Below are 22,132 nucleotides of genomic sequence, written 5' to 3'. Positions count from 1 at the left end.
GCTCGATCAGCCGAGGAGCTCCTCGAGCGGCTGGTCGTGGTCGATCGAGAGCCCGTACGCCGTCGTGCGGGTGTCGATCATGGCCAGGACGGCCTCGGTGACGACCGAGGTCAGATGCTCGGCGTCGGGGATGCCCTCGCCGAGGTGGACCCAGCGGCGTACGGCACCGAAGACCATTCCGATCAGGCCGTAGATCAGCGGGTCGACGGCCTTCTTGTCGATCTCGGAGACCTCCACGCCGGTCAGCTCGAACGCGGCCAGGATCAGCTCCTTGATCCGCTCCGCGATCCGGTCGAGGCCCTGCTGCAGCGGACCGGTGCCGTTCGGCGCGGTGTCGACATCGGCCACCTGGTGCAGGAGCGGGTGCTCGAGCGCCCAGTTGACGTACGCCCCCACGGTGCGGGAGATGATCTGCCGGATCGATCCGGTCAGCTCCATCGCCGGGAAGAGCTTGGCCCAGAGACCGTCGAGGATGTCGGCCTGGATGGCGAGGTCGAGCTCACGCCGGTCGGCGAAATGGCGGTAGACCACCGAGCGGGAGAGTCCCGCGGCCTGGCCGATCGCCTGCAGGCTGACGTTGACGCCGTCGGTCTCGATCAGACCGATCGCGGCATCGACGATGCGCTTTCGTCGGTCGTCGTTGTGACGCTTCCAGCGAACTGCCCTGCCATCCATGGTGGGACCATCGTAGTCCCACGTACTTCACGCCGGGACCGGAACGCTTGTCACAGTAATCACAGACCCGGCGCCGAGGACACCTCAGGCGAACCGGATCACGCCGTCGGCGACCGGAGACCCGAGCGCCTTCATGTCCACGAGATAGTTCTGCTTCGCGGTCCACGGCGCCCGGTCGCCGGCCTTCGGCATGAGGTCCAGCGAGCGCTGGATGTAACCGGAGGCCAGGTCCATGAACGGCCGCTCCTCGACGCTCGGGTCGCGGGTGACCGCGGCGACGTCATAGCCGTTCTCCCCCATGAAGTCGAGCAGCCGGATCACGTAGTCGGTGACCAGGTCGGCCTTGAGCGTCCAGGAGGCGTTGGTGTAGCCGATGGTGTAGGCGAAGTTCGGGATCCCGGTGATCATCAGGCCCTTGTAGGCCATCTGCTCGGGCAGGCTGACCGGCTCACCGTCGACGGTGTAGTCGAGGCCGCCGAAGAGCCTGAGGTTGAGGCCGGTGGCGGAGATGACGATGTCGGCCTCGAGCGTCTCGCCCGACTCGAGCTCGATGCCCTTCGGCACGAACGTCTTGATCCGGTCGGTCACCACCGCGGCGTACCCCTCGCGGATCGACTTCATCATGTCGCCGTCAGGGACGAAGCAGATGCGCTGGTCCCACGGGTTGTAGGGCGGGTTGAAGTGCTTGTCGACGTACGCGATCGCCTCGTCCTTGGTCATGCCGGGACGGCCGCCGCGGGCGGTGAGGCCGTTGATCCACTGGTCGCGGATGACCTTCTTGACGACGCCGGGGGCTCGTCGGGCGATCTGGTAGGTCCCGACGGTGAGGGCGATGTTCTCCCAGCGAACGGCCCCGTGGCCGATCTTCTCGCGCACGCGCTTGAAGGGCAGCTTGCCGAGCAGCTTGAACGGCGCCGTCTTCAGCAGCGAGGCGATCGCGTCCTGACCCGGGCGGGAGAGGATGTACGTCGGCGTGCGCTGCAACATCGTCACCTTCTCGGCCCGGTCGCTGCCCTCGCCTGCCAGGTTGGGCAGGAGGGTGACGGCGGTCGCGCCCGAGCCGATGATGACGACCTTCTTGCCCGCGTAGTCGAGGTCCTCGGGCCAGTGCTGCGGGTGGACGAAGGTGCCCTCGTAGTCGTCGAGACCGGCGAACTCCGGCTGGTAGCCGTTGGCGTAGTCGTAGTAGCCCGAGCAGTTCCACAGGAAGCCGGCGGTGATCTCGGTCGGCCCGTCGGAGGTCTCGACGGAGACCGTCCACTGCTTGTCCTCGGTGCTCCACGCGGCACCGGTGACCTTGTGGCCGTAGTGGATCAGCTTGTCGACGCCGTAGTCCTTCGCCGTCTGGCGCAGGTAGTCACGGATCTGGTGACCGTCGGCGAGGGCCTGCGCGCTCTCCCACGGCCGCCACTTGAAGGCGAAGGTGAACATGTCGGAGTCGGACCGGATGCCCGGATAGCGGAAGAGGTCCCACGTGCCGCCACTGGCATCACGCTGCTCGAGGATCGCGAGCGTCTTTCCAGGAAGGCGCTCACGGAGCTGTGCGGCCGCTCCGATGCCGGAGACGCCGGCACCGATGATCAGTACGTCGACATGCATGCGGGCCAGGTTACCCGGGAGTACGTGTTTGCGACACCCTGTCCCGCAAACTTTTGCAAGCATTTTGGATCTCCACCGCTGATCAACGGCACGCAAACAATCGCCACCCGGGCGCCACAACCGTGCTTGCAGTCACTACGCTGCGATCTGCAGCTGTGGGGGCGGCGAAGCATCCACAGCGATTTCGGGGTCACTCACCCATCGCTTTCGGTGGCTGAGGCTGCATGCGGACCGCATGGTGCGGTCAGATGGTCTTCGAAAGGTTTTCGAGTGTTGAGTTTCGTACGCGCCGGCGCGATCGTCGCCGGCGTCACCCTTGCCGGGCTCTCAGCCGCCCCGGCGTTCGCGACCGACCCGGCCGGCAACAACGGCACCGTCAAGATCGAGGAGTACCTCGCTCCCGACGACGCGCCCGACACCACGCCGGAGAACGACCCCCACCAGGGATGCAAGTTCGACATCGAGTGGTACGGCTTCGACGAGGGCGTCGACATCGTCTCGAAGGTCTCCTTCGAGCTGCAGGCGCCGACCCTCGACGGCGAGCTCGACGTCGACGGTGAGCTCGAGGTCTTCGTCGGCGACGACGCCGCCTCCGGCGCGGGCACCGACGACGGCTTCGACGGCCGCGAGACCTACACCCTCCACTCGACCGGTGTCGCGCACGCCCAGCAGGGCTACCACGTGAAGGTCACCGTCCACACCCCGGGCAGCAAGGGCAACGACACCAAGTCCAAGGTCTTCTGGTTCGAGAACTGCGACGAGGCGACCGAGTCCCCCTCGCCGTCCCCCTCCGAGTCTCCCTCCGAGTCGCCTTCGGAGACCCCGTCCGAGACCCCGTCCGAGGAGCCTTCCGAGACGCCGACCGAGGCCACCCCGGTCTCCGACGAGACCGAGCCCGCTGACGAGGAGTCCTCCGAGGCGCCGGTCACCGACTCCGACGTCCCGACCAACATCGACGCCGGCCTCGCCGGTGAGAGCGACTCCGCCGTACCCGCGATGTGGCCGCTGCTGGCCATGCTCGCCGGCGCTGCCGCTGCCGGCACCGCGCTCGTCGTGGTCCTGCGTCGCCGCGCTGCCGCTCTGGTCCACAAGGACTGAGCCAACCCGCGTCACCTAGAACGGCGCGGCGTATGACCTTCGGGTCGTACGCCGCGCCGTTTCTCGTTGGCGACCGCGTTGGTCTCGACACCGGCTCGACCGACGAGACAACCGCTGGTCGAGCCGCCGTAGCCGCTAGGCGGAGGCGTGTCGAGACCAACACGGTTCCCTTCGCGTCAGCCCTGGAACGCGGCACCCTTCTCGATCAGCGCGTCGGCGTCCTCGATGCCCCAGGCGGCGAGGGCCTCGCGGGTGTGCTGACCAGCGCTGGCGGCCGGTCCCGCACCCAAGGTGGAGGTGGTGCGGCTGAACCGCGGAGCGGGGGCGGGCTGGGTGACGCCGTGGTGGGTGACGTACGTCTGGCGGGCCTGCAGGTGCGGATGCGTAGCGGCCTCGGAGGGGGTGAGGACGGGGGCGACGCAGGCGTCGGTGCCCTCGAAGAGCTCGGCCCACTCGGCCATCGTCTTGGACCCGAAGGTCTTGGCGAAGAGGTCGCGCATCTCGTCGTAGCGCTCCATCTCGTACTGACCCGGGCAGACCCCGTCGAGCCCGAGCCGGGTGACCATCTCGGCGAAGAACTTGCCCTCCAGCGCACCGACCGCGACCTGCCGGCCGTCGGAGGTGTCGTAGAGCGCGTAGAACGGCATCGCGCCGTCGAGCAGGTTGCTCTGCCGCTGCTCGTGCCAGGTGCCGGAGGCGAGCATCCCCGAGATCATCGTGGCGAGGTGGGCGGTTCCGTCCACGATCGCGGCGTCGACGACCTGCCCCTGGCCGGTTGTCTTGGCCTCGACGAGCGCGGCCAGGATGCCCATCACCAAGTAGGTCGATCCGCCCCCGAAGTCGCCGAGCAGGTTGAGCGGGAAGTGCGGACGGTCCCGGTCCTGGCCGAGCCCGTTGAGCACGCCGGTGGTGGCGATGTAGGTGAGGTCGTGGCCGGCGGACTGGGCCAGCGGACCATCCTGTCCCCAGCCGGTCATCCGGCCGTAGACGAGGCGCGGGTTGCGCTCCAGACAGGTGTCAGGTCCCAGGCCGAGGCGGTCGGTGACGCCCGGGCGCAGCCCCTCGATGAGCACGTCGGCGGTCTCCACCAGGCGCAGGACGGTCTCGACGGCGTCCGGGTTCTTGAGGTCCAGCGCGATGCTCGGGCGGCCGCGGGTGAGCAGGTCGCCAGCACCGCCGCCGAGCACGTTGCCGCCCGGCCGGTCGACCCGGATCACGTCCGCGCCCATGTCCGCGAGAAGCGTGCAGGCGTGCGGCCCCGGCCCGATCCCCGCCAGCTCGACGACCTTCACCCCGCGGAGGGGACCGGTGCCCTGGCCCAACGTCACTGATTCAGTCATGACGGCCATCCTTCCAAAGTCCAGCCTCCCAGAGTCCGGAACGCTCCGCCCGGCGTGACCTGATCGCGGAGCCGAGTCCGATACGCTCCGAGACACACTCGCCGGTGCACAGGAGCAGAGAAGTTGTCTCGGGAAATCCCCACGTCCCCCCAGTCCGCCCCCCAGGCCAGCTCTGTGAGCCCGCTGATGGCGAACGATCCCCGCGAGATGGGTCCGTACGTGCTCACCGGCCGCCTCGGCCACGGCGGCATGGGCGTCGTCTATCTGGGCGAGGACGCGCACGGGATGAAGGCGGCGGTGAAGGCGATCCTTCCCGAGCTCACCTCCGACCCGGGGTTCCGCGCGCGGTTCGAGCGGGAGATCCAGGCAGCCAAGAGGGTCGAGAGCCGGTTCACCGCGAAGGTGCTCGACGCCGACCCCGATGCCGAGCAGCCCTGGATGGCGAGCGAGTACGTCGCCGACCCGCCGCTCAACAAGCTGATCGGCTCCGGCCAGCGCCTGCCCGAGATCGACGTACGCCAACTGGTCGCCGGTGTCGCCGAGGCCCTCGCCGCGGTGCACGCTGCCGGGCTGGTCCACCGCGACATCAAGCCGGGCAACATCCTCTACGGCGCCACCGACCCGTGCGTGATCGACATGGGCATCGCCCGCTCCGTCGACGGCACCGCGCTGACCCAGACCGGCAAGGCGGTCGGCACCTACGGCTACCAGGCGCCCGAGCAGGTCCAGACCGGCACCTTCTCCAGCGCCGTCGACATCTGGGCACTGGGTCTGGTCGCCTTCGTCGCCGCCACCGGCCGCTGGCCGTTCAGTGGCGAGATCGGCTCGATGGGACATCTCCTCAAGGGCGAGTCGCCCAACCTGAGCCTCTGCCCGGTCTACCTGCGCCCGCTGGTCGCCGCCTGCCTGGCCGAGGACCCGACCGGACGCCCCTCCGCCGCGGACATCCTGGCTACCAACGGCGACTGGACCCTGCTGCCGGCCCCGGTCACCTCGGAGGAGGCGACCAGTGTCGGCACGCTGTCGCCGGCGCTCGCCACGGGCGGGATCGCGCGCGCCCCACACCCCGCCACGGCTTCTTCCGACACCGCCGACCTGCCGACGATGGCACCCACGTTCGCTGAGCCTGCCCAGCCGTCCCGCCGGCGCTGGAAGGTCGCGGTCCTGGCCGCGGCGGCCGTGGTCCTGGTCTCGGCCGGCGTGGCCGTCGCCGCCAACCCCAGCCTCCTGCCCGGCCAGGACGAGACGCCGAAGGTCGGCGAGGTGACGCCGTCTGCCGAGCCGACCACCGGCGAGAGCAGCACCGCGCCGACGACGCCGGTCGGCGGCTCGGTCGACACCGGGACGGATCCCGGGCTGAACGAGGAACCCGACGACGAGGGCGCGGAGGGCGACGGCGAGATCGCTCCCAGCAGCGGTACGGCCACTGGCGACACGGCGCCTTCTGAGTCACCGGACGCGAGCGCGCCGGCCCCCAGCGACCCGGCCACCGACCCGGCCACCGAGACCCCCACGGCCGAGCCGACCGAGACCGCGACGGCCGAGCCGACCGGGGATCCCGCCGAGGATCCGACCGCGACCGCGACTCCCTGACGGCTCGGTCAGCTCGTTCTGGAGGGCGGCTCGTAGGGGCCGGAGAGACCCCGGTCACATCGTGTCCGAGGTTGGATCGATCAAGGTGGCCGGGGGTCCCGTCACGCCGATAATCGAGCCTGGCGGGGTGTGCCGTCCCTTCTTCCCGAGCAACCGAAAGTTGAGCTGTGAGCGACACCGACGAGACCTTCAACGACTGGCAGCACCGCGAGGAGCTCGCGGAGACGATGATCCCGATCATCGGCAAGCTCTACCGCGAGAAGGATGTCACCATCCTGGTCCACAGCCGGTCGCTGGTGAGCAAGGCCGACATCTCGATCCTCAAGGCGCACCGCTTCGCGCGCCAGATCGAGGGCGAGGAGCTCTCGGTCACCGAGACGTTCCCGCTGCTCCAGGCAGTCGCGAAGCTCGACCTCGGTCCCTCGAAGATCGACCTGGGCCTGCTCGCGGTCCAGTACGCCGAGGACGAGCGTGGTCTCTCCGTCGACGACTTCGTCGCCGAGAAGCTGTCCGGCGCCACGGGCGAGAACAAGCTCGAGCGCAACGGCGGCCAGGACGTCGTGCTCTACGGCTTCGGCCGGATCGGCCGGCTCGTCGCCCGGCTCCTCGTCGAGAAGGCCGGCTCGCGCCACGGTCTGCGGCTGAAGGCCGTCGTCGTCCGCAAGGGCGGCGAGGACGACCTCATCAAGCGCGCCTCGCTGCTGCGTCGCGACTCGATCCACGGCCAGTTCGCCGGCACCATCACGGTGGACGAGAAGAACGGCGTGATCATCGCCAACGGCAACCCGATCCAGTTCATCTACTCCAACGACCCGACGACGGTCGATTACACGGCGTACGGCATCAAGGACGCCATCCTCATCGACAACACCGGCAAGTGGCGCGACCGCGAGGGCCTCTCGCAGCACCTGCGCCCGGGCGTCAAGAAGGTCCTGCTCACCGCGCCGGGCAAGGGCGACGTCCCCAACATCGTCCACGGTGTCAACCACCAGACCCTCACCGGCGACGAGTCCGTGATCTCCTGCGCCTCCTGCACGACCAACGCGATCGTGCCGCCGCTGAAGCTGATGGAGGACCGCTTCGGCATCGTCCGCGGTCACGTCGAGACGGTGCACTCGTTCACCAACGACCAGAACCTGCTGGACAACTACCACAAGGCCGACCGCCGTGGCCGCTCCGCACCGCTCAACCTGGTGCTCACCGAGACCGGTGCCGCCTCCGCCGTCGCCAAGGCGCTCCCGGACCTGAAGGCGAAGATCACCGGCAACTCGATCCGCATCCCCACCCCGGATGTCTCGATCGCGATCCTGTCGCTCTCGCTCAAGAGCGAGACCTCGAAGGAAGAGGTCGTCGACTACCTCCGCGAGGCCTCGCTCACCGGCGAGCTGCGTCGCCAGGTGGACTTCACCACCGCCCGCGACGCGGTCTCCTCCGACTTCATCGGCTCCCGCGCCGCCTCGATCGTCGACGGCAACGCGACCATCGTGGACGGCGACTCCGCCATCCTCTACGTCTGGTACGACAACGAGTTCGGCTACTCCTGCCAGGTCGTCCGCACCGTGCAGTCGATCTCCGGTGTCGAGTACCCGACCTTCCCGGCCCCGGCCACTGTCTGAGCCGCCTGAAGCGGAACAGCTCCTACGCTGCCCCGTCTCGTCCGATCTCCGGATGAGGCGGGGCATCTTGGTCCCAAGCCCGGAGGATGGCATCGGTGTCGGTCAGGCCGACCTGCGCCACGTCGCGCAGGACCGGGGCGGATCGGAGCCACATCTCGTACTCGAGCCGCTCCTTCTGTTTGTCGGCATCGACCCTGAGCCAGTCGACCTCACGCAACGGGCCGTTCGTCGGCGCACCCCAGACCGTCACGGCCGGCCCCCGCTCGAGGGGCAGCCAGGTCTCCTTCATCGGCTCGAACCAGTCGCCCGGCGGCTCCACCCGGAACGTACGTGGCGGCGTGCTGCGGTTCGCAGCCGGTGGTGCTCCTTCGTCGAAGGTGTGGCCGGTCACCTCCGCTCCGAACACCACCCAGCTGGCGACCGTCGCGACCAGCGGGAACCGGCCGCCGTCCAGGCAGCCCCAGCGGTCCAGCATCGAGGCGAGGAGGGGCGGCACGTACCAGTTGCGTCGCACGATCTCGGCCTGCTCCTCCCAGGTCTGTGAGAGGTTCAGCTTGCGATCGCGACCGAGCCTGACGATGAGCGGCCGGACCGCATCCAACGTCTGGTCCGTGCAGCGCGGCCGGGCCAACAGCTCGGCCAGCCTGCCGACGTCATAGACGATCGCACTGCCCGCCCTGTGCCCTCGGCCGGCGAGACCGGTGGTCAGGACTCTGTTCGCCTCGACCTTCCCGATCATGTGCAGCTCGCAGATCCGACGTATCGCCTCGCGCGTCGTGATTCGTGTAGTGCCCGCCATGCGCAGGGACGATATGAACCGATGTCGCCCCGCGCGAGCCGAAATCAAGATCCTGTGGAAAAGCCTGTGGAAACCGCCTGGGTGGCCTTCCACCGGAACCCCGGATCCGCTCCTTTTACAAGACGATGACGCTTTGTGAACCGTTCACAAGGTGTCATCGTCTTGTAAAAGGAACGCGCATCGAAGTTGGGCTCAGGAAACGGTCGCCGAGGTGTTCCTCAGCGGACCCTTGGTGGAACGGGCACTGGCACCTTCTTATTACTCATGAGTAGCATGCGTCCATGGCGTACGAATCCCTGCTCTCACCGATCACCATCGGGTCGCTCCCGCTGCGCAACCGCGTGGTGATGGGGTCGATGCACACCGGCCTCGAGGACCACGCGTGGGACATCCCGAAGCTGGCGGCCTACTTCGCCGAGCGGGCACGCGGCGGCACCGGGCTGATCATCACCGGCGGCTACGCCCCGAACAAGCGCGGCTGGCTGAAGCCGTTCGCGAGCGAGATGAGCTCCCGGTTGCACGCCGCCCAGCACCGCCGGGTCACCGGCGCGGTTCACGAGGAGGGCGGCGCGATCGCGATGCAGGTGCTGCACGCGGGTCGCTACGCCTACACGCCGTTCTCGGTCAGCGCCTCGGCCGTCCAGGCGCCGATCAACCCTTTCAAGCCCGCGGCCCTCTCCGACAAGGCTGTGGACGCGACCGTGAACGACTTCGCCAAGAGCATCTCGCTGGCGAAGAAGGCGGGCTACGACGCGGTCGAGATCATGGGGTCGGAGGGCTACCTGATCAACCAGTTCCTCGCCGAGCGGACCAACCAGCGCGAGGACCGCTGGGGTGGCACCGCGACCAACCGGATGCGGTTCCCGGTCGAGATCGTGCGGCGCTCGCGCGAGCTGGTCGGTGACGACTTCCCGATCATCTTCCGGCTCTCGATCCTCGACCTGGTCGAGGACGGCCAGACCTGGGAGGAGACGATCGAGCTCGCGTACGCGCTCCAGGACGCCGGGGTCTCGGTCTTCAACACCGGGATCGGCTGGCACGAGGCGCGGGTGCCCACCATCATCACCCAGGTCCCGCGTGGTGCGTGGCTCGACATGACCGCCCGCCTCAAGGCCGAGGTGTCGATCCCGGTCTGCGCCTCCAACCGGATCAACACCCCCGAGCTCGCCGACGGCGCGATCGCCGAGGGCAAGGCCGACCTGGTCTCGATGGCCCGGCCGCTGCTGGCCGACCCCGAGTTCGCCAAGAAGACCGCCGAGGGCCGCACCGACGAGATCAACACCTGCATCGCCTGCAACCAGGCCTGCCTGGACCACGCCTTCTCGAACAAGGCCGCCTCCTGCCTGGTCAACCCCCGCGCGGCGCGCGAGACGACGCTGGTGCTCAGGCCGACCAAGCTCAAGCAGACCGTGGCCGTCGTCGGCGCCGGACCGGCCGGCCTCGCCGCCGCCACCTCGGCCGCCGAGCGCGGCTTCGCGGTGACCCTGTTCGAGAAGTCCTCGCAGGTCGGAGGCCAGTTCCGCCTCGCGATGGCGGTGCCCGGCAAGGAGGACTTCAAGGACACGCTGCGCTACTTCACCCGGCGCCTGGAGGTGCTGGGCGTCGAGGTACGTCTCGACACCGAGGCCACCAGCGCGGACCTGGAGCCGTTCGACCACGTCATCGTCTCCACCGGCGTCACGCCGCGGCTCCCGCAGATCGCCGGCTCCGAGGACGACCGGGTCGTGACGTACGCCGACGTACTCGCCGGCCGGGTCGTCCCGGGCCGCCGCGTGGCCGTTATCGGCGCCGGCGGCATCGGTGTCGACGTGTCCGCCTGGCTGACCCACCAGCCGGAGACCCTCGAGGAGTGGAAGGCCCGGTGGGGCGTCGGTGACCCGGCGATCTTCCGCGGCGGTCTGACCAGACCGGTCCTGGAAGCACCGGCTCGCGAGGTGACCCTGCTGCAGCGCAAGTCCACCCCGATCGGCATCGGTCTCGGCAAGACCTCCGGCTGGGCCCACCGCGCCCACCTGAAGCAGGACGGCGTCAAGCAGGTCCGGGGTGCGACGTACGACAAGATCGAGGCCGGCGACGACTCCCTCACCCTCCACTACGCCGTCGACGGCGAGCCCCGCACGCTCGAGGTCGACCACGTGATCCTCTGCGCTGGGCAGGAGTCGGTGCGCGACCTGTGGACCGAGCGCGAGCACTGGCACCTGATCGGCGGGGCCGACGTGGCCGCCGAGCTCGACGCCAAGCGCGCGATCAGCCAGGGCACCGAGGTCGCCGCGGGCCTGTGACCCGATAGCCTCGGAATATGAGCGATCCCGACTGCCTGTTCTGCAACATCGTCGCGGGCAACATCCCCTCGACGAAGGTCTACGAGGACGAGGAGACGTACGCCTTCAGCGACATCGCCCCGGCGGCCGAAGGCCACACGGTGGTGGTGCCGAAGACGCACACCAAGGACGTCCTGGAGGCCGACCCGGCAGTCTTCGCCGCGACCGCCAAGACCGCCCAGGCGGTCGCGAAGCGGGCGGTCGACGTGCTCCAGGCGGACGGGGTCAACGTACTCAACAACTGCGGGCCGGCCGCGTGGCAGACGGTGTTCCACCTGCACTTCCACGTGATCCCGCGCTACACCGACAAGACCAAGGACTCGCTCACGCTCCCCTGGGTGCCGCACCCGGGCGACATGGACGCGATCAAGGCGATCGGCGAGAAGCTCGCCTTCTGATCAGCCCGTCGGGGCGCCTTCGGCGTGGGCGGCGACCATGTCGGCGTACCAGCCGAAGGAGCGTTTGGGCGTACGCACCCCGGCAGCGTCGACGTGCACCAGGCCGTACTTCCCGCCCACGCCGTCCTCCCAGTCCTTGCCGGTGAACGGTGCTTCCCAACCGTCACGGTCGAGCAGGGTGTAGGCGTAGAAGCCGCGTACGTCCACACCGCGCTCGATCGCAGCCGAGACCGCCTCCAGGTGTGCCTCGAGGTAGTCGATCCGGGCTTGGTCGTCGACCTCGCCATCGACCATCGGAGCGTCGTACGCAGCACCGCACTCGGTCACCACGATCGGCGGCATCGCGGCGCGATAGCGGGACCGGGTGATGATCAGCCACTCCCGCAGGGCGGTGGGCACCACGCCCCAGCCGGTGTCGGTGGCGGGGTAGCCGACGAGCGGCACCATCCGGAACGGGATGTCGTCACCCTCGGCGGAGGCGCCGATGCGCTGCGGCGCGAAGAAGTTGACCCCGTAGAAGTCGAGGGGTGAACGGATCACGGCCATGTCGCCCGGCATGGTGACCTCGTCGGCGAGACCGGCGATGTCACGGGGGTAGCGGCCCATCAGCATCGCCTCGAGAGGCACCGCGTTCCAGGCCAGGTCGATGAGCTTGGCCGCGCCGACGTCGGCGGGATCCTCCGAGAGCGGCCAGATCGGCTCGTGGTGGTTGGCGCACCCGACCGACTCGACACCGGCGGCGCGCAGCACCTGCACGCCGCGGCCGTGGGCGAGGAGCAGGTGGTGCATCGCCGCGACGACTCCCCAGCCCGCGCGGCGGCCGGGCGCGATCGTGCCGAGCCCGTAGCCGAGGTAGCCGGCCACGTTGGGGTCCTGGACCGGGACCCACTCCGGGACCCGGTCGCCGATCAGGTCCGCGACCGTCTCGGCGTAATCGCCGAACGCGTCGACCGTGGCGCGGTTGAGCCAGCCCCCGTCGGCGGCCAGCGTCTCCGGCAGCTCGCCGGCGTAGAGCGTGGCCGACGGGCGCAGACCGGCCTCGAGCAGCTCGTCGACCAGGCGGTCGTAACGAGCGCGGGCATCGGGATCGAAGGCACCGCGCCCACCCGGCTGAAGCTCACGCCAGGAGACCGCGAAGCGGTATCCCGGCGCACCGAGACGTTGAAGCAGCGCAACATCCTGCTCGCCCCCCGGCCGGGTGGCGTCTGCAGTGCCGAACACGAAGCCGGTCGGGAACTTGGGAAACGCCACGGCACAATCATGACTGTGACTGCCCAGATCCGCCGAGGAAACGCCCGATTCACGGAACGTCCGCCCGGCCTCCGGCCAGGAAAAATTACCTGGCACACCTACTCATTCGGTTCCCACTACGACCCCCAGCGCGTCGGCTTCGGCCCGATCGTGACCTACGACGAGCACCTGCTGGGCAACGGTGAGGGGTTCGAGACCCATCACCACGCCGGCGTCACGATCGTGACCTGGCCGCTGTCCGGCGAGGTGACCCATACCGACTCGACCGGCGCCACCGGCACCGTCGCGCCCGGCCAGGTCGGCGTCTTCACCACCGGCGACGGTGTCGACCACTCCGAGTTCGCCTCGGCCGCCGGCACCCGGTTCATCCAGGTCTGGATCGCTGGCAGCACCGGCGCCCCGGCGTACGCCGTCCACGACGTCGCCGCCGTCGAGGGCGAGTGGACCGAGGCGGTCCGCCTGGACCAGGGGACGCTGCGGGTCGGCCACGTCGGCACTGCCGGCCCTGCCGAGATCACCCTCCCGGAGGCCAGGCTCCGCCATCTCCACGTCGCCTCCGGCGCGCTCCTCCGCAGCGGGATGGCCGAGCCGCTCACCGCCGGCGACGCCTTCGAGGTGACCGCCGGCGACGACCTGCCGCCGGAGTTCACGATCAGCGCGGGCGTACCGACTGAGCTTCTGCTCTGGTGCTTCGACTAGCGCGCGGATGCGCGCGTTGACGCTTCTCATACCCAGTTTGGGGGATCGGCACGAGAACGCGGGGTGCAGTTCTTTACCTTGCGTGCAGGTTGGGCCGCGGGCCGGCTTCTCGAGGTATCTGGCCCCCTAGACATGCAAACGGGTTCAAAGGAGAGTCATGCTCAAGAAGCTTATGGGACAGGTCCCCACCATCGTCATCGCAGCGACCACCGCGGCGATCTTCGGCGGCGGGGGCGCGTACGCGGCCGCGCAGATCACCTCGGCCCAGATCGCCGACCAGACCATCCAGTCCCGCGACATCGCCGCGGCCGGCGTCGGCACCTCGGAGGTGCGTGACCAGTCCCTCGTGTCCGGCGACATCGCCGAGAACGGTGTCGGCACCTCGGAGATCCGCAACGGTTCGATCACCGGCGCCGACATCAACGACACCACCGAGAAGAGCCTCAAGGGCGCCAAGGGCGACCCCGGTGCACCTGGCGCACCCGGCGCGCCTGGCGCACCCGGCACCGACGGCGCGGATGGTGTCGTGGAGCCGATCTACTCGGCCAGCGCCCCCAAGGCCGTCACCAACGTCGGCGGTTCGTTCGGCAAGGCCCCGGACGTGCGCGCCACCGAGCTCGCCACCGTGAACCTCGCCGCCGGCAAGTACGTGCTGACCGCAGAGGGCTTCTTCATCAACAACCAAGCCACTTCCGGCGACACCCGGATGCAGCTCGCTGTGCGGGTCCAGGACGGCTCGAACGGCGGCTGGGGCCAGGACCTCGGCACCTGCTTCACCGGCGCGATCAGCACGCTGGCCAACCGTGAGTCGCACTGCTCGTCCACCCGCGTGGTCGAGCTGGACCAGGCCGCCGAGGTCAAGGTGTACGCCTTCGGCTACGCCGACGACCAGGGCAGCGCTGACAGCGGCGCTGTCGACGCCAAGTCGTTCGTGACGGTCCTGCCGGTTCAGTGACCTGATCCACCCTCGCCTGCCCGGCCTGTCCTCTGAGGAGGCGAGCCGGGCAGGCTGTTTCACCCAGCATCGACCGAGCTTCTTCGCCGGCCTTTCGACCAAGGCGGATAAAGCGCGGACAGGCCGGGAAGCGACGGATACAGTCCGCCATAGACTGCTGCTAAGTGTGGAGGATTGTGTGACGACGTTCCTGATCATCGGAGCCGTCGGGCTGGGCCTCCTGCTGGTGTCGCTGGTGATCGGCGACCTCCTCGACGGCTTCCTCGGCGGCCTGCTGGACTGGCTGGCGAGCGACTCCTATTCCACCGCCGCGCTGGCCGGATTCGTGTCGGCGTTCGGGTTCGGCGGTGCCATCGCCCACGGGCCGCTGGGCCTCGGCCTGCTGCCGTCCATCCTGACCGGCACCGTCGTCGGAGCGCTCTTCGCCTGGTTCGCACTGTGGCTGACTCGCCTGCTGAAGGATGACCAGACCGACGCGGCGCCCTCGGGGGAGGCCGCCGTCGGCCTGGACGCTGCCGTGATCACCACGATCCCGGCAGACGGGTTCGGCGTGGTACGGGTCGCCCTCGGGGGCCACACGGTGACCTACAACGCCAAGGCACCCGACACCGACGAGACGATCACGCCCGGCACCGCCGTGCACGTCACCGGAGTCCTCTCACCGACGGCAGTCACCGTCGCGCCGACCTGGCGCGAGATCACCTCCTGACCTGAAGGGGTCCTCATGGAACTGCTGGTGCCGATCGCCGGCCTTGTCGTACTTCTCATCCTGCTTCTGCTGCTGGTCACCAGCCGCTACAAGGTCGCCGGTCCCAACCAGGCGTTCATCGTCACCGGCCGCAAGGGCAAGGCGGTGCTCAACCCCGAGACCGGCCAGCTCACCACCGACCTGTCAGGCCAGAAGGTCGTGCTCGGTGGCGGCGTCTTCGTGGTGCCGTTCGTCCAGAAGCTGGCGACCATGGACCTCTCCTCGCGCCGGATCTCGGTCCAGATCCGCGGCGCGGTCTCCGGACAGGGCATCAAGCTCAACCTCGAGGGTGTCGCGATCGTGAAGGTGGGCGGCAACGCCGATCAGATCCGGCTGTCCGCACAGCGGTTCCTCTCCCAGCAGGAGGAGATCGAGCCGTTCACGCAGGAGGTGCTCGCCGGTGCGCTGCGCTCGATCGTCGGTGGCCTGACCGTCGAGCAGATCATTCGTGACCGGGCCGCGTTCGCCCAGCGGGTCGCCGACGAGTCCGAGTCGTCGCTCACCGGCCAGGGCCTGATCCTGGACACCTTCCAGATCCAGGACGTCACCGACGACGGCTCCTACCTCGCCAACCTGGGCCGCCCCGAGGCCGCCCGCATCACCCAGGCCGCCTCGATCGCGGAGGCCGAGGCCCGTCGTGCGGCCGAGCAGGCCCGGATCAAGGCCGAGGAGGAGATCGCGGTCGCCCAGCGCGCGCTCGCGCTCAAGCAGGCCGAGATCAAGGCCGAGACCGACGCGGCCACCGCCAACGCCGCCGCCTCCGGCCCGCTGGCCCAGGCCGACCGCGACCAGGCCATCCTCACCGAGCAGGAGAAGGTCGCCGTACGCCAGGCGGCGCTGACCGAGCGACAGCTCGAGACGCAGGTGCGCAAGCCCGCCGACGCGGAGCGCTACCGCGTCGAGCAGGAGGCCGAGGGTCGCCGCAGCGCCGAGATCGCCGCCGCGGAGGCCCGCAAGGCGTCGACCATCGCCGCTGCCGAGGCCGACGCCGAGCAGGCCCGACTCTCCGGCGAGGCCGAGAAGGCCCGCCGTGCCGCTCTGGCTGAGGCGGAGGCCATCGAGGGCGCCCGGCGCGGTGACGCGCAGAAGTCGCTGCGTCTGGCCGGCGCCGAGGCCACCCGGGCCGAGGGTGAGGCGAGCGCTGCCGCCACCCTGGCCGTCGGTCACGCCGAGGCCGAGGCGATGGACAAGCGCGCCGCGGCGTTCGCGTCCTACAACGACGCCGCTGTGCTGCAGATGCTCATCGAGGTCCTGCCGCAGGTCGCCAGGGAGGTCGCCGCGCCGATCAGCGCCATCGACAACCTCACCGTGCTCTCCACCGAGGGGGCCGGCGCCATCCCGAAGCAGGTCAACGACAACGTCATCCAGACCCTCAACATGCTCAAGACCACGACCGGCGTCGACCTCGGCGCGATGCTCCGCAAGGCCGCCGACTCGACCTCGGCGAACGGCACCGTGGAGATCCCGGCCGGGCAGTGACCGATCCACACGTTGCTAACACCCGGTCACAGATCCGGTAGAAAAGCGACATAGACGTGACAGCCAGGAACAAGTCTGGTTATGTATCCACGTCGACGTAGGGAGGGAGCACTCCAAACCTCGACCGGGCCTCGCGGCCGAAAGGCCGCCAGGCTCGCCCCTCGAGCTTCTCTACTGTTCCCCCCGTCGGTAGAGAAGCACCGAGGGAAATTGAATGTGGCCCGGCCTAACGGCCGGGCCACATCTCATTTGGCCGGTCCTCAGCGCTCGTTGACCATCCGCAGGAACGCCTCGACGAGCGGGCCCGAGGTGGCGGCGCCGTTCTCGCCCTCGTCGACGTAGACGGCCACGGCCAGGTCGCCCTGCGCCGCGATCATCCAGGTGTGCGTGAGGCGCTTGCCGTTGCGGTCGAACTCGGCCGTGCCGGTCTTGGCGATCACCGGCTTGCCCGGCACATCGGCCAGGCCGCTGCCGGTGCCGTCGGTGACCACACCCCGGAAGATCGTACGCAGCTGCTCGGCCTCGTCGGCCGCGAGCGGCTCGACGCCCGACGGCTTGGCGACCTGGCCCTCGACGAGGGTCGGGACCACGGTGTGACCGGCCTGGATGGAGCCGATGACGGCGGCCATCACGAGCGGCGAGGCGAGCACCTTGCCCTGCCCGATCAGGTCGGCGGCGTGCTCGGTCTCGCCCGCGGGCTCGGGGATCTGGCCGAAGTAGGAGGTGAAGCCGGCGTCGCGGTCGATGCCGAAGCCCAGCGAGGCGGCGGCCGAGGCGATCTCGGCGTGGCCGACCTCGCCGGCCGCGCCGACCATGGCGGTGTTGCAGGACTCGGCGACGGCGTGGGCGAGGGTGATCTCGCCGAGGGCCGACTTCGGGTACCAGGAGTCGTTCTTGAAGGTCTTGCCGTCGATGGTGGCCTTGGCCGGACACGTGACCTGGCTCTTGGCGTTGAGCCCCTTGCGCAGCAGGGCCAGCGTGGTCGCGGCCTTGAAGGTCGAGCCCGGAGCCGCCTGGCCGTAGGTGGCCAGGTTCATCTTGTTGTCCTCGCCGTTGGCGGCAACCAGCAAGGCACCGTCGCTGGGCCGGATCGCGACCAGGGCGCTCTCGGGCTTGACGCGCTTCAGGATCTTCTCGGCGTTCTTCTGCAGCCGCTCGTCGAGGGTGACGGTCAACGACTTCCCGTCGATCGGGTCGGTGCTGTAGAGCCGCTTGAGGACCTCGCCCTCGTCGCCGAGCACCGCGACCTGCAGCCCGGGCTTCCCGCGCAACTGCTCGTCGTAGCGCGCCTGCAACCCGGAGAGACCGGCGAGATCACCCGGGAGGTAGGTTCCGGGCTTCTTCTTCATCATCTCCGACGTGACCTCACCGACGATGCCGACGACCGGCGAGGCGAACTCCTTGGTCGGGCCGAGCGGGAGGGTCCGGTTGAGCATCGCGGCGCCCTTGATCTTGGCGATCTTCGCGGCCTTGGCCTTCGTCATCATCGGCTTGCGGATCGAGAGCGCCTCGACGAACGCCTTGTCACCGGCCGCCTTGACGCGCTTGGCGTAGCGCTTCGGGTTGACCCCGACGATCGCGGCGACGTCGCGGGCGGCCGCGGGAGCCGCCACCGGGTCGATCAGGGTCTTGTCGATGCCGACCGTGACGACCGGCCGATCCGCGACCAGGGTCGCTCCGGACGTACTCAGGATCTCGCCGCGCTGCTGTTGGACGGTCTCGACGTGGAGGCTGCGTCCTTCGGCGAGCGTCGGGGCGACGACCGTCGGCTCCCAGACGAACTCCCACGTGTCGTCGGTCTTGCGGAGCTCGACCTCCGACTCGTAGGTCCACCGACCGCCCGGCAGTCCCCACGCCCAGGTGAGCGTCGACTTCGCGCTGTCGGTGCCGTGGCCGGAGAAGACCGGCTTGGTCGCGGACACGTCGGGCGCGCCCAGCTTCCCGAAGAGGTTGCCGGTCAGATTGCTGTAGTCGGTGGCAACGGAAGCCGGATCGGTCTTCGCCACGAAGTCGACCTTCGTGAAGGTGCCGGTCTCCAGCGCCGTGGTCAGGCTCGACATGCTCGGAGTCGGGTCCTTGGCCCCACCACATGCGGCAAGCAGCGGTAAGGCAACAGCAAGGGCCGCTATGCCCCGGGAGACTCGCATGGAACGGTTCTATCAGCCTCGCCCCCAAGATTGGGTTACACCCTTCCAACGCGGAGGTTGTGAAGCCGAGCGCGCCTGGTGGACACGCCCGGCTTCACCACCACCTGGATCAGTGCGTTGCCAGCCAGGCGTCCAGGTCGACGCCGCGCTGGTCGGCGAGCTTCTCCAGACGCTCACGGGTCGGCGGCTGGAACACCTTCGGCTCGATGTGGCGGTCGAGAGCGGCGTACTTCCTCTGCTTGGCGGCCTGCGCGGGACCGGTCGCCTCGGCCGAGGCGATCACGCCTGGGGTCGCGGTGACCGCGGCGCCGGTGAGCGGCGAGCTCACCAGAGGGGTGTAGCCGTCACGATGACCGGCGGCGTTGGCGTGGTAGGACTCCTCGATCGGGTTGGAGAGCCCGTTGACCCACTCTGGGTTGTCACAGACCGCGTGTCCGGTGAAGCGGCTGATCGGGTTGACGTAGCCGAATCCGGCGGCGCTCGCCCGCGAGGCGGTGGTGTTGTTGAGGAGCACCGCGGTGTCGTTGAGGATCGCCTCGTCCTGCGGGCTGAACCAGGTGAGCGCGTTGCAGTCCTCGCCCATGAACAGCTTCGGATAGCCCACGACCACCACCTTCGCGCTGGGGGCAGCCGACCGGATCCTCGAGTAGAGCGTCCCGAGGCTGGCCGGGAGCGTGTTGCGGATGTAGTTCTGGGCACCCGCGACGGCTCCCGCGCAGTCGCTCGCCCAGGCGGGGAGAGCGCACTCGGTGATCACGTCGGCGAAGCCGGCGTCGTTGCCACCGACGGAGATGGTCACGTAACGGGTCGAGCTGGACAGCGCACTGAGCTGGCTGTTGGTGACGTCGGCGACGACCGCACCCGAGCAGGCGCGGAAGTTGAGGCTGTAGCTCTTCGCCGCGGCGACCAGGCTCGGGTACGCCAGGGTCGACCGCATGCATTGGCTGCCGTCTGCGATGTAGCTGCGGGTGCCTACTCCGGAGGAGTAGGAGTCACCCAGGGCGACGTAAGGCTCCCCGGCTGCTGAAGCGAAGCCCGAAGCAATGGGGTTCGCGGTAGCCGGGGAGCCTGGGGCGACGGCGAGGCCGGCGCCGAGAAGGGCGATGGATGTGAGGGAGACCGCGAGGCGGACTTTGGACAGGCGGAAGGTCAAACCGTTCATGGCAACTCCCGAAAGCCATGGGCCACCGGTGGCGGCCCTTCTATTCGGTTGTACGCGCCCTTACTCACGCCCGCAGGAAATTTGTTTCATGTCCAAGTAACTGTCCGGAACCCGCTTACCCGAAGTTCATCCGACGTTCTGCAGCCTCGGCAGGAGCCGGTCGAGCCACCGCGGCAGCCACCAGGCACCGGCGCCGAGCAGCCGCATCACCGCCGGCACGATGAGGCACCGCACGAGGACCGCGTCGAGCAGCACCGCCACCGCCATCACGAAGCCCATCTCCTGCAGCATCCGGTCCGGGCTGAACCAGAAGGCACCGAAGACCACGACCATGATGGCGGCGGCCGCGGTGATGACGCCGCCGGTGTGCGCCAGCCCTTCTCGGACCGCCTCCTGGGCATCGCCGCTGCGCAGCCACTCCTCGCGCATCCGCGAGATCAGGAAGACCTCGTAGTCCATCGAGAGCCCGAAGACGATCGCGAAGGTCATCACCGGCAGGAACGCCTCGATGGGACCAGGCTCGACCCCGAGCAGCCCCTCCTGGAAGACGTACGTCATCGCGCCCATCGAGGCACCGATCGAGAGGAGGTTGAGGATGGCCGCCTTGATCGCCACCGCCACGGACCGGAAGACGCACATCAGCAGCAGCGAGGAGAGCCCGACGACGAGCCCGATGAAGAGCGGCAGCTTCTCCCCGACCGCGTCGGAGTAGTCGATCAGCGCCGCGGTCGATCCGCCGACGAGGACATCATCGCCGAGGTCCTCCCGGAGGTCCTTGACCAGCTCGGTGGTCTCGGCGTCCTGCGGGCCGGTCTCCGGGAAGGCGATGGAGGTGTACACCGCACCGTCGGCCGACGGCTGCGGCGGCGTCACGGACGCCACGCCCTCGTACCCCGTGACCTTCTCGTACGCAGCGACCGCCTGCTCCTGGGAGCCTTCGGTCATGATGATGAGCGGGCCGTTGGCACCGGGACCGAACTTGTCGCTGACCAGGTCGTACGCCTTCCGCGTGGTCGAGGATGGGTCGTCGTTGCCGGCGTCGGCGAAGCCGAGCTGGAGGCTGAGGACCGGGGCGGCCAGCGCGCCGAGCACGACCACGGAGACGACCAGCGCGGCCCACGGGTGCCGCTGGACACCGGAGGCCCAGGCCCGCCAGCGCTGGCCGGGCTCGCGGCGCGATCGGGCCGCGTGCTTGCGTACGGACTTCTCCAGGCGCTTGCCGAACAGCGTCAGCAGCGACGGCAGCAGGGTGACCGCGGCGATCATGGTCATCAGGACGGTGAGGGCGACGCCGAGCACGACCCCCTGGATCGAGGTCAGCTGCAGCACGTAGAGGCCACAGAGAGCGAGGATCACGCTGACGCCGGCGAAGAGGACCGAGCGGCCGGCAGTGTCGAGCGCGGTCGCCGTGGCGTCCTCGCGGGTGGCGCCAGCGAGCAGCTCGCTGCGGTAGCGCGAGAAGACCAGCAGGGCGTAGTCGATGCCCACGCCGAGCCCGACGATCATCAGCATCGGCGCGGTGTAGTCCGGGATCGTGGTCAGGTGCGAGAGCAGCGTGACCACGCCGAAGGTCGTGCCGACCGCGAAGATCGCGGTGATCAGCGGCAGGCTCGCAGCCAGGAACGAGCCGAACATGAACAGCATGATCACCAGCGCGGCGAGCATGCCCATCCCCTCGGAGCTGCCGCCCTCGCCCTCGTTCACCTCGCGCATCGAGTCGCCGGCCATCTCGACCTGGAGGTCGTCGGTCGACGCCTCGTCCGACAGCTCGAGGAACGGCTCATAGGCGCTCACGGGGAGCTCGCCGGCCTCGGCGTCCATCACCACGGTGACCAGCGCGGTCGTACCGTCCTCGCTCACCGACCCGCGCTGCGGATCCGCCGCCTCCACGGTCTCGACATGAGGGACCTCGGCGAGGTCGGCCAGCAGCTGGTCCACGGCTTGCTCGTCGGTGTTCCAGCCGCGCTCATCGTGGATGACCGCGCGCACCTCGTCACCGGTCGATCCGCCGTGCTTCGCCTGCAGGTCGGCCATCTCCTGCGACTGGGTGCCGGGGATGTCGAAGGAGTTGCGGTAGTCGTCGCCGATGCTCTGCGCCGCGGCCGTCACACCCACCAGGACGACCACCCACAGCAGCAGCGCGGTCCAGTGATGGCGTTGGGAGAAGGACGCCAGCCGCCGCAGCGGACTGGGTCTCGTGATCGTCTGGGTGGTCATCGTGTCTCCTGTCGTGACTCGCCTGGCTATAGATA

Annotated in this window: 17 protein-coding genes; 9 read left to right on the top strand and 8 right to left on the bottom strand. The window is 69.1% G+C overall.

Translation table 11 applies throughout. From position 1 onward, the window contains the following. Positions 1–6: 6 nt before the first annotated feature. A complete protein-coding gene (locus ABZY89_RS17195) occupies positions 7–675 on the bottom strand; it encodes a TetR/AcrR family transcriptional regulator (RefSeq protein ID WP_160025880.1) in 669 nt (222 codons plus the stop codon). Positions 676–759: 84 nt separating this feature from the next. After that, complete coding sequence (locus tag ABZY89_RS17190) at positions 760–2,274, bottom strand: NAD(P)/FAD-dependent oxidoreductase (RefSeq protein WP_355229099.1); 1,515 nt, start codon at positions 2,272–2,274, stop codon at positions 760–762. Between the two features lie 273 nt (positions 2,275–2,547). Between ABZY89_RS17190 and ABZY89_RS17185 the strand changes: the two genes are divergently transcribed. Then, positions 2,548–3,372, top strand: a complete 825-nt coding sequence (locus ABZY89_RS17185; RefSeq protein WP_355229097.1) for a hypothetical protein — start codon at positions 2,548–2,550, stop codon at positions 3,370–3,372. A gap of 176 nt (positions 3,373–3,548) precedes the next feature. Here ABZY89_RS17185 and ABZY89_RS17180 read toward each other — a convergent pair whose 3' ends face one another. Continuing rightward, a complete protein-coding gene (locus ABZY89_RS17180; protein WP_355229096.1) occupies positions 3,549–4,712 on the bottom strand; it encodes a CaiB/BaiF CoA-transferase family protein in 1,164 nt (387 codons plus the stop codon). A 186-nt stretch (positions 4,713–4,898) separates the two neighbouring features. Here ABZY89_RS17180 and ABZY89_RS17175 point away from each other — a divergent pair, with 186 nt between their 5' ends. Together ABZY89_RS17175 and ABZY89_RS17170 are read left to right on the top strand one after the other, a co-directional pair. Further along, on the top strand, positions 4,899–6,305 hold the full coding sequence (locus ABZY89_RS17175) for a protein kinase (RefSeq protein ID WP_355229094.1): 1,407 nt from the start codon (positions 4,899–4,901) through the stop codon (positions 6,303–6,305). 167 nt (positions 6,306–6,472) lie between these two features. After that, positions 6,473–7,921: a glyceraldehyde-3-phosphate dehydrogenase gene (locus tag ABZY89_RS17170; protein WP_355229092.1), complete on the top strand. Its 1,449-nt coding sequence runs from the start codon at positions 6,473–6,475 to the stop codon at positions 7,919–7,921. A gap of 22 nt (positions 7,922–7,943) precedes the next feature. Here ABZY89_RS17170 and ABZY89_RS17165 read toward each other — a convergent pair whose 3' ends face one another. After that, positions 7,944–8,720: a hypothetical protein gene (locus tag ABZY89_RS17165; protein ID WP_355229090.1), complete on the bottom strand. Its 777-nt coding sequence runs from the start codon at positions 8,718–8,720 to the stop codon at positions 7,944–7,946. 281 nt (positions 8,721–9,001) lie between these two features. On the opposite strand from ABZY89_RS17165, the gene ABZY89_RS17160 reads away from it, so the two are divergent. Further along, positions 9,002–11,002, top strand: a complete 2,001-nt coding sequence (locus ABZY89_RS17160; RefSeq protein WP_355229089.1) for an NADPH-dependent 2,4-dienoyl-CoA reductase — start codon at positions 9,002–9,004, stop codon at positions 11,000–11,002. Between the two features lie 17 nt (positions 11,003–11,019). Next, on the top strand, positions 11,020–11,439 hold the full coding sequence (locus tag ABZY89_RS17155; RefSeq protein ID WP_355229088.1) for an HIT family protein: 420 nt from the start codon (positions 11,020–11,022) through the stop codon (positions 11,437–11,439). Here the strand turns inward: ABZY89_RS17155 and ABZY89_RS17150 are convergent, their stop codons facing one another. Further along, positions 11,440–12,690 carry a family 1 glycosylhydrolase gene (locus ABZY89_RS17150; protein WP_355229086.1) on the bottom strand — a complete coding sequence of 417 codons (1,251 nt, stop codon included), beginning with the start codon at positions 12,688–12,690 and terminating at the stop codon, positions 11,440–11,442. It abuts the gene before it with no gap. Between the two features lie 15 nt (positions 12,691–12,705). Here ABZY89_RS17150 and ABZY89_RS17145 point away from each other — a divergent pair, with 15 nt between their 5' ends. From ABZY89_RS17145 to ABZY89_RS17130, 4 genes are all read left to right on the top strand, one after another. Continuing rightward, positions 12,706–13,389, top strand: coding sequence for a pirin family protein (locus ABZY89_RS17145; protein WP_355229084.1), 684 nt, complete (start codon positions 12,706–12,708; stop codon positions 13,387–13,389). A 157-nt stretch (positions 13,390–13,546) separates the two neighbouring features. Further along, on the top strand, positions 13,547–14,344 hold the full coding sequence (locus tag ABZY89_RS17140; RefSeq protein ID WP_355229083.1) for a hypothetical protein: 798 nt from the start codon (positions 13,547–13,549) through the stop codon (positions 14,342–14,344). Positions 14,345–14,522: 178 nt separating this feature from the next. Then, positions 14,523–15,053, top strand: coding sequence for a hypothetical protein (locus tag ABZY89_RS17135; RefSeq protein ID WP_355229082.1), 531 nt, complete (start codon positions 14,523–14,525; stop codon positions 15,051–15,053). Positions 15,054–15,068: 15 nt separating this feature from the next. After that, positions 15,069–16,571 carry an SPFH domain-containing protein gene (locus ABZY89_RS17130; protein WP_355229081.1) on the top strand — a complete coding sequence of 501 codons (1,503 nt, stop codon included), beginning with the start codon at positions 15,069–15,071 and terminating at the stop codon, positions 16,569–16,571. 260 nt (positions 16,572–16,831) lie between these two features. Here ABZY89_RS17130 and ABZY89_RS17125 read toward each other — a convergent pair whose 3' ends face one another. The 3 genes from ABZY89_RS17125 to ABZY89_RS17115 all read right to left on the bottom strand — a co-directional run bounded on the left by ABZY89_RS17125 (position 16,832) and on the right by ABZY89_RS17115 (position 22,097). Beyond that, positions 16,832–18,631: a penicillin-binding transpeptidase domain-containing protein gene (locus ABZY89_RS17125; protein ID WP_355229080.1), complete on the bottom strand. Its 1,800-nt coding sequence runs from the start codon at positions 18,629–18,631 to the stop codon at positions 16,832–16,834. A 196-nt stretch (positions 18,632–18,827) separates the two neighbouring features. Beyond that, on the bottom strand, positions 18,828–19,880 hold the full coding sequence (locus ABZY89_RS17120) for an SGNH/GDSL hydrolase family protein (protein ID WP_355229079.1): 1,053 nt from the start codon (positions 19,878–19,880) through the stop codon (positions 18,828–18,830). A gap of 126 nt (positions 19,881–20,006) precedes the next feature. After that, positions 20,007–22,097: an MMPL family transporter gene (locus tag ABZY89_RS17115; RefSeq protein WP_355229077.1), complete on the bottom strand. Its 2,091-nt coding sequence runs from the start codon at positions 22,095–22,097 to the stop codon at positions 20,007–20,009. Positions 22,098–22,132 lie beyond the last annotated feature (35 nt).

Origin of the sequence: Nocardioides sp. NPDC006303 (genome assembly GCF_040613175.1) — a bacterium.
GTDB lineage: Bacteria > Actinomycetota > Actinomycetes > Propionibacteriales > Nocardioidaceae > Nocardioides.
Note: the sequence above shows the minus strand (reverse complement) of the source record. Positions and strands in the feature narration are given on the sequence as shown.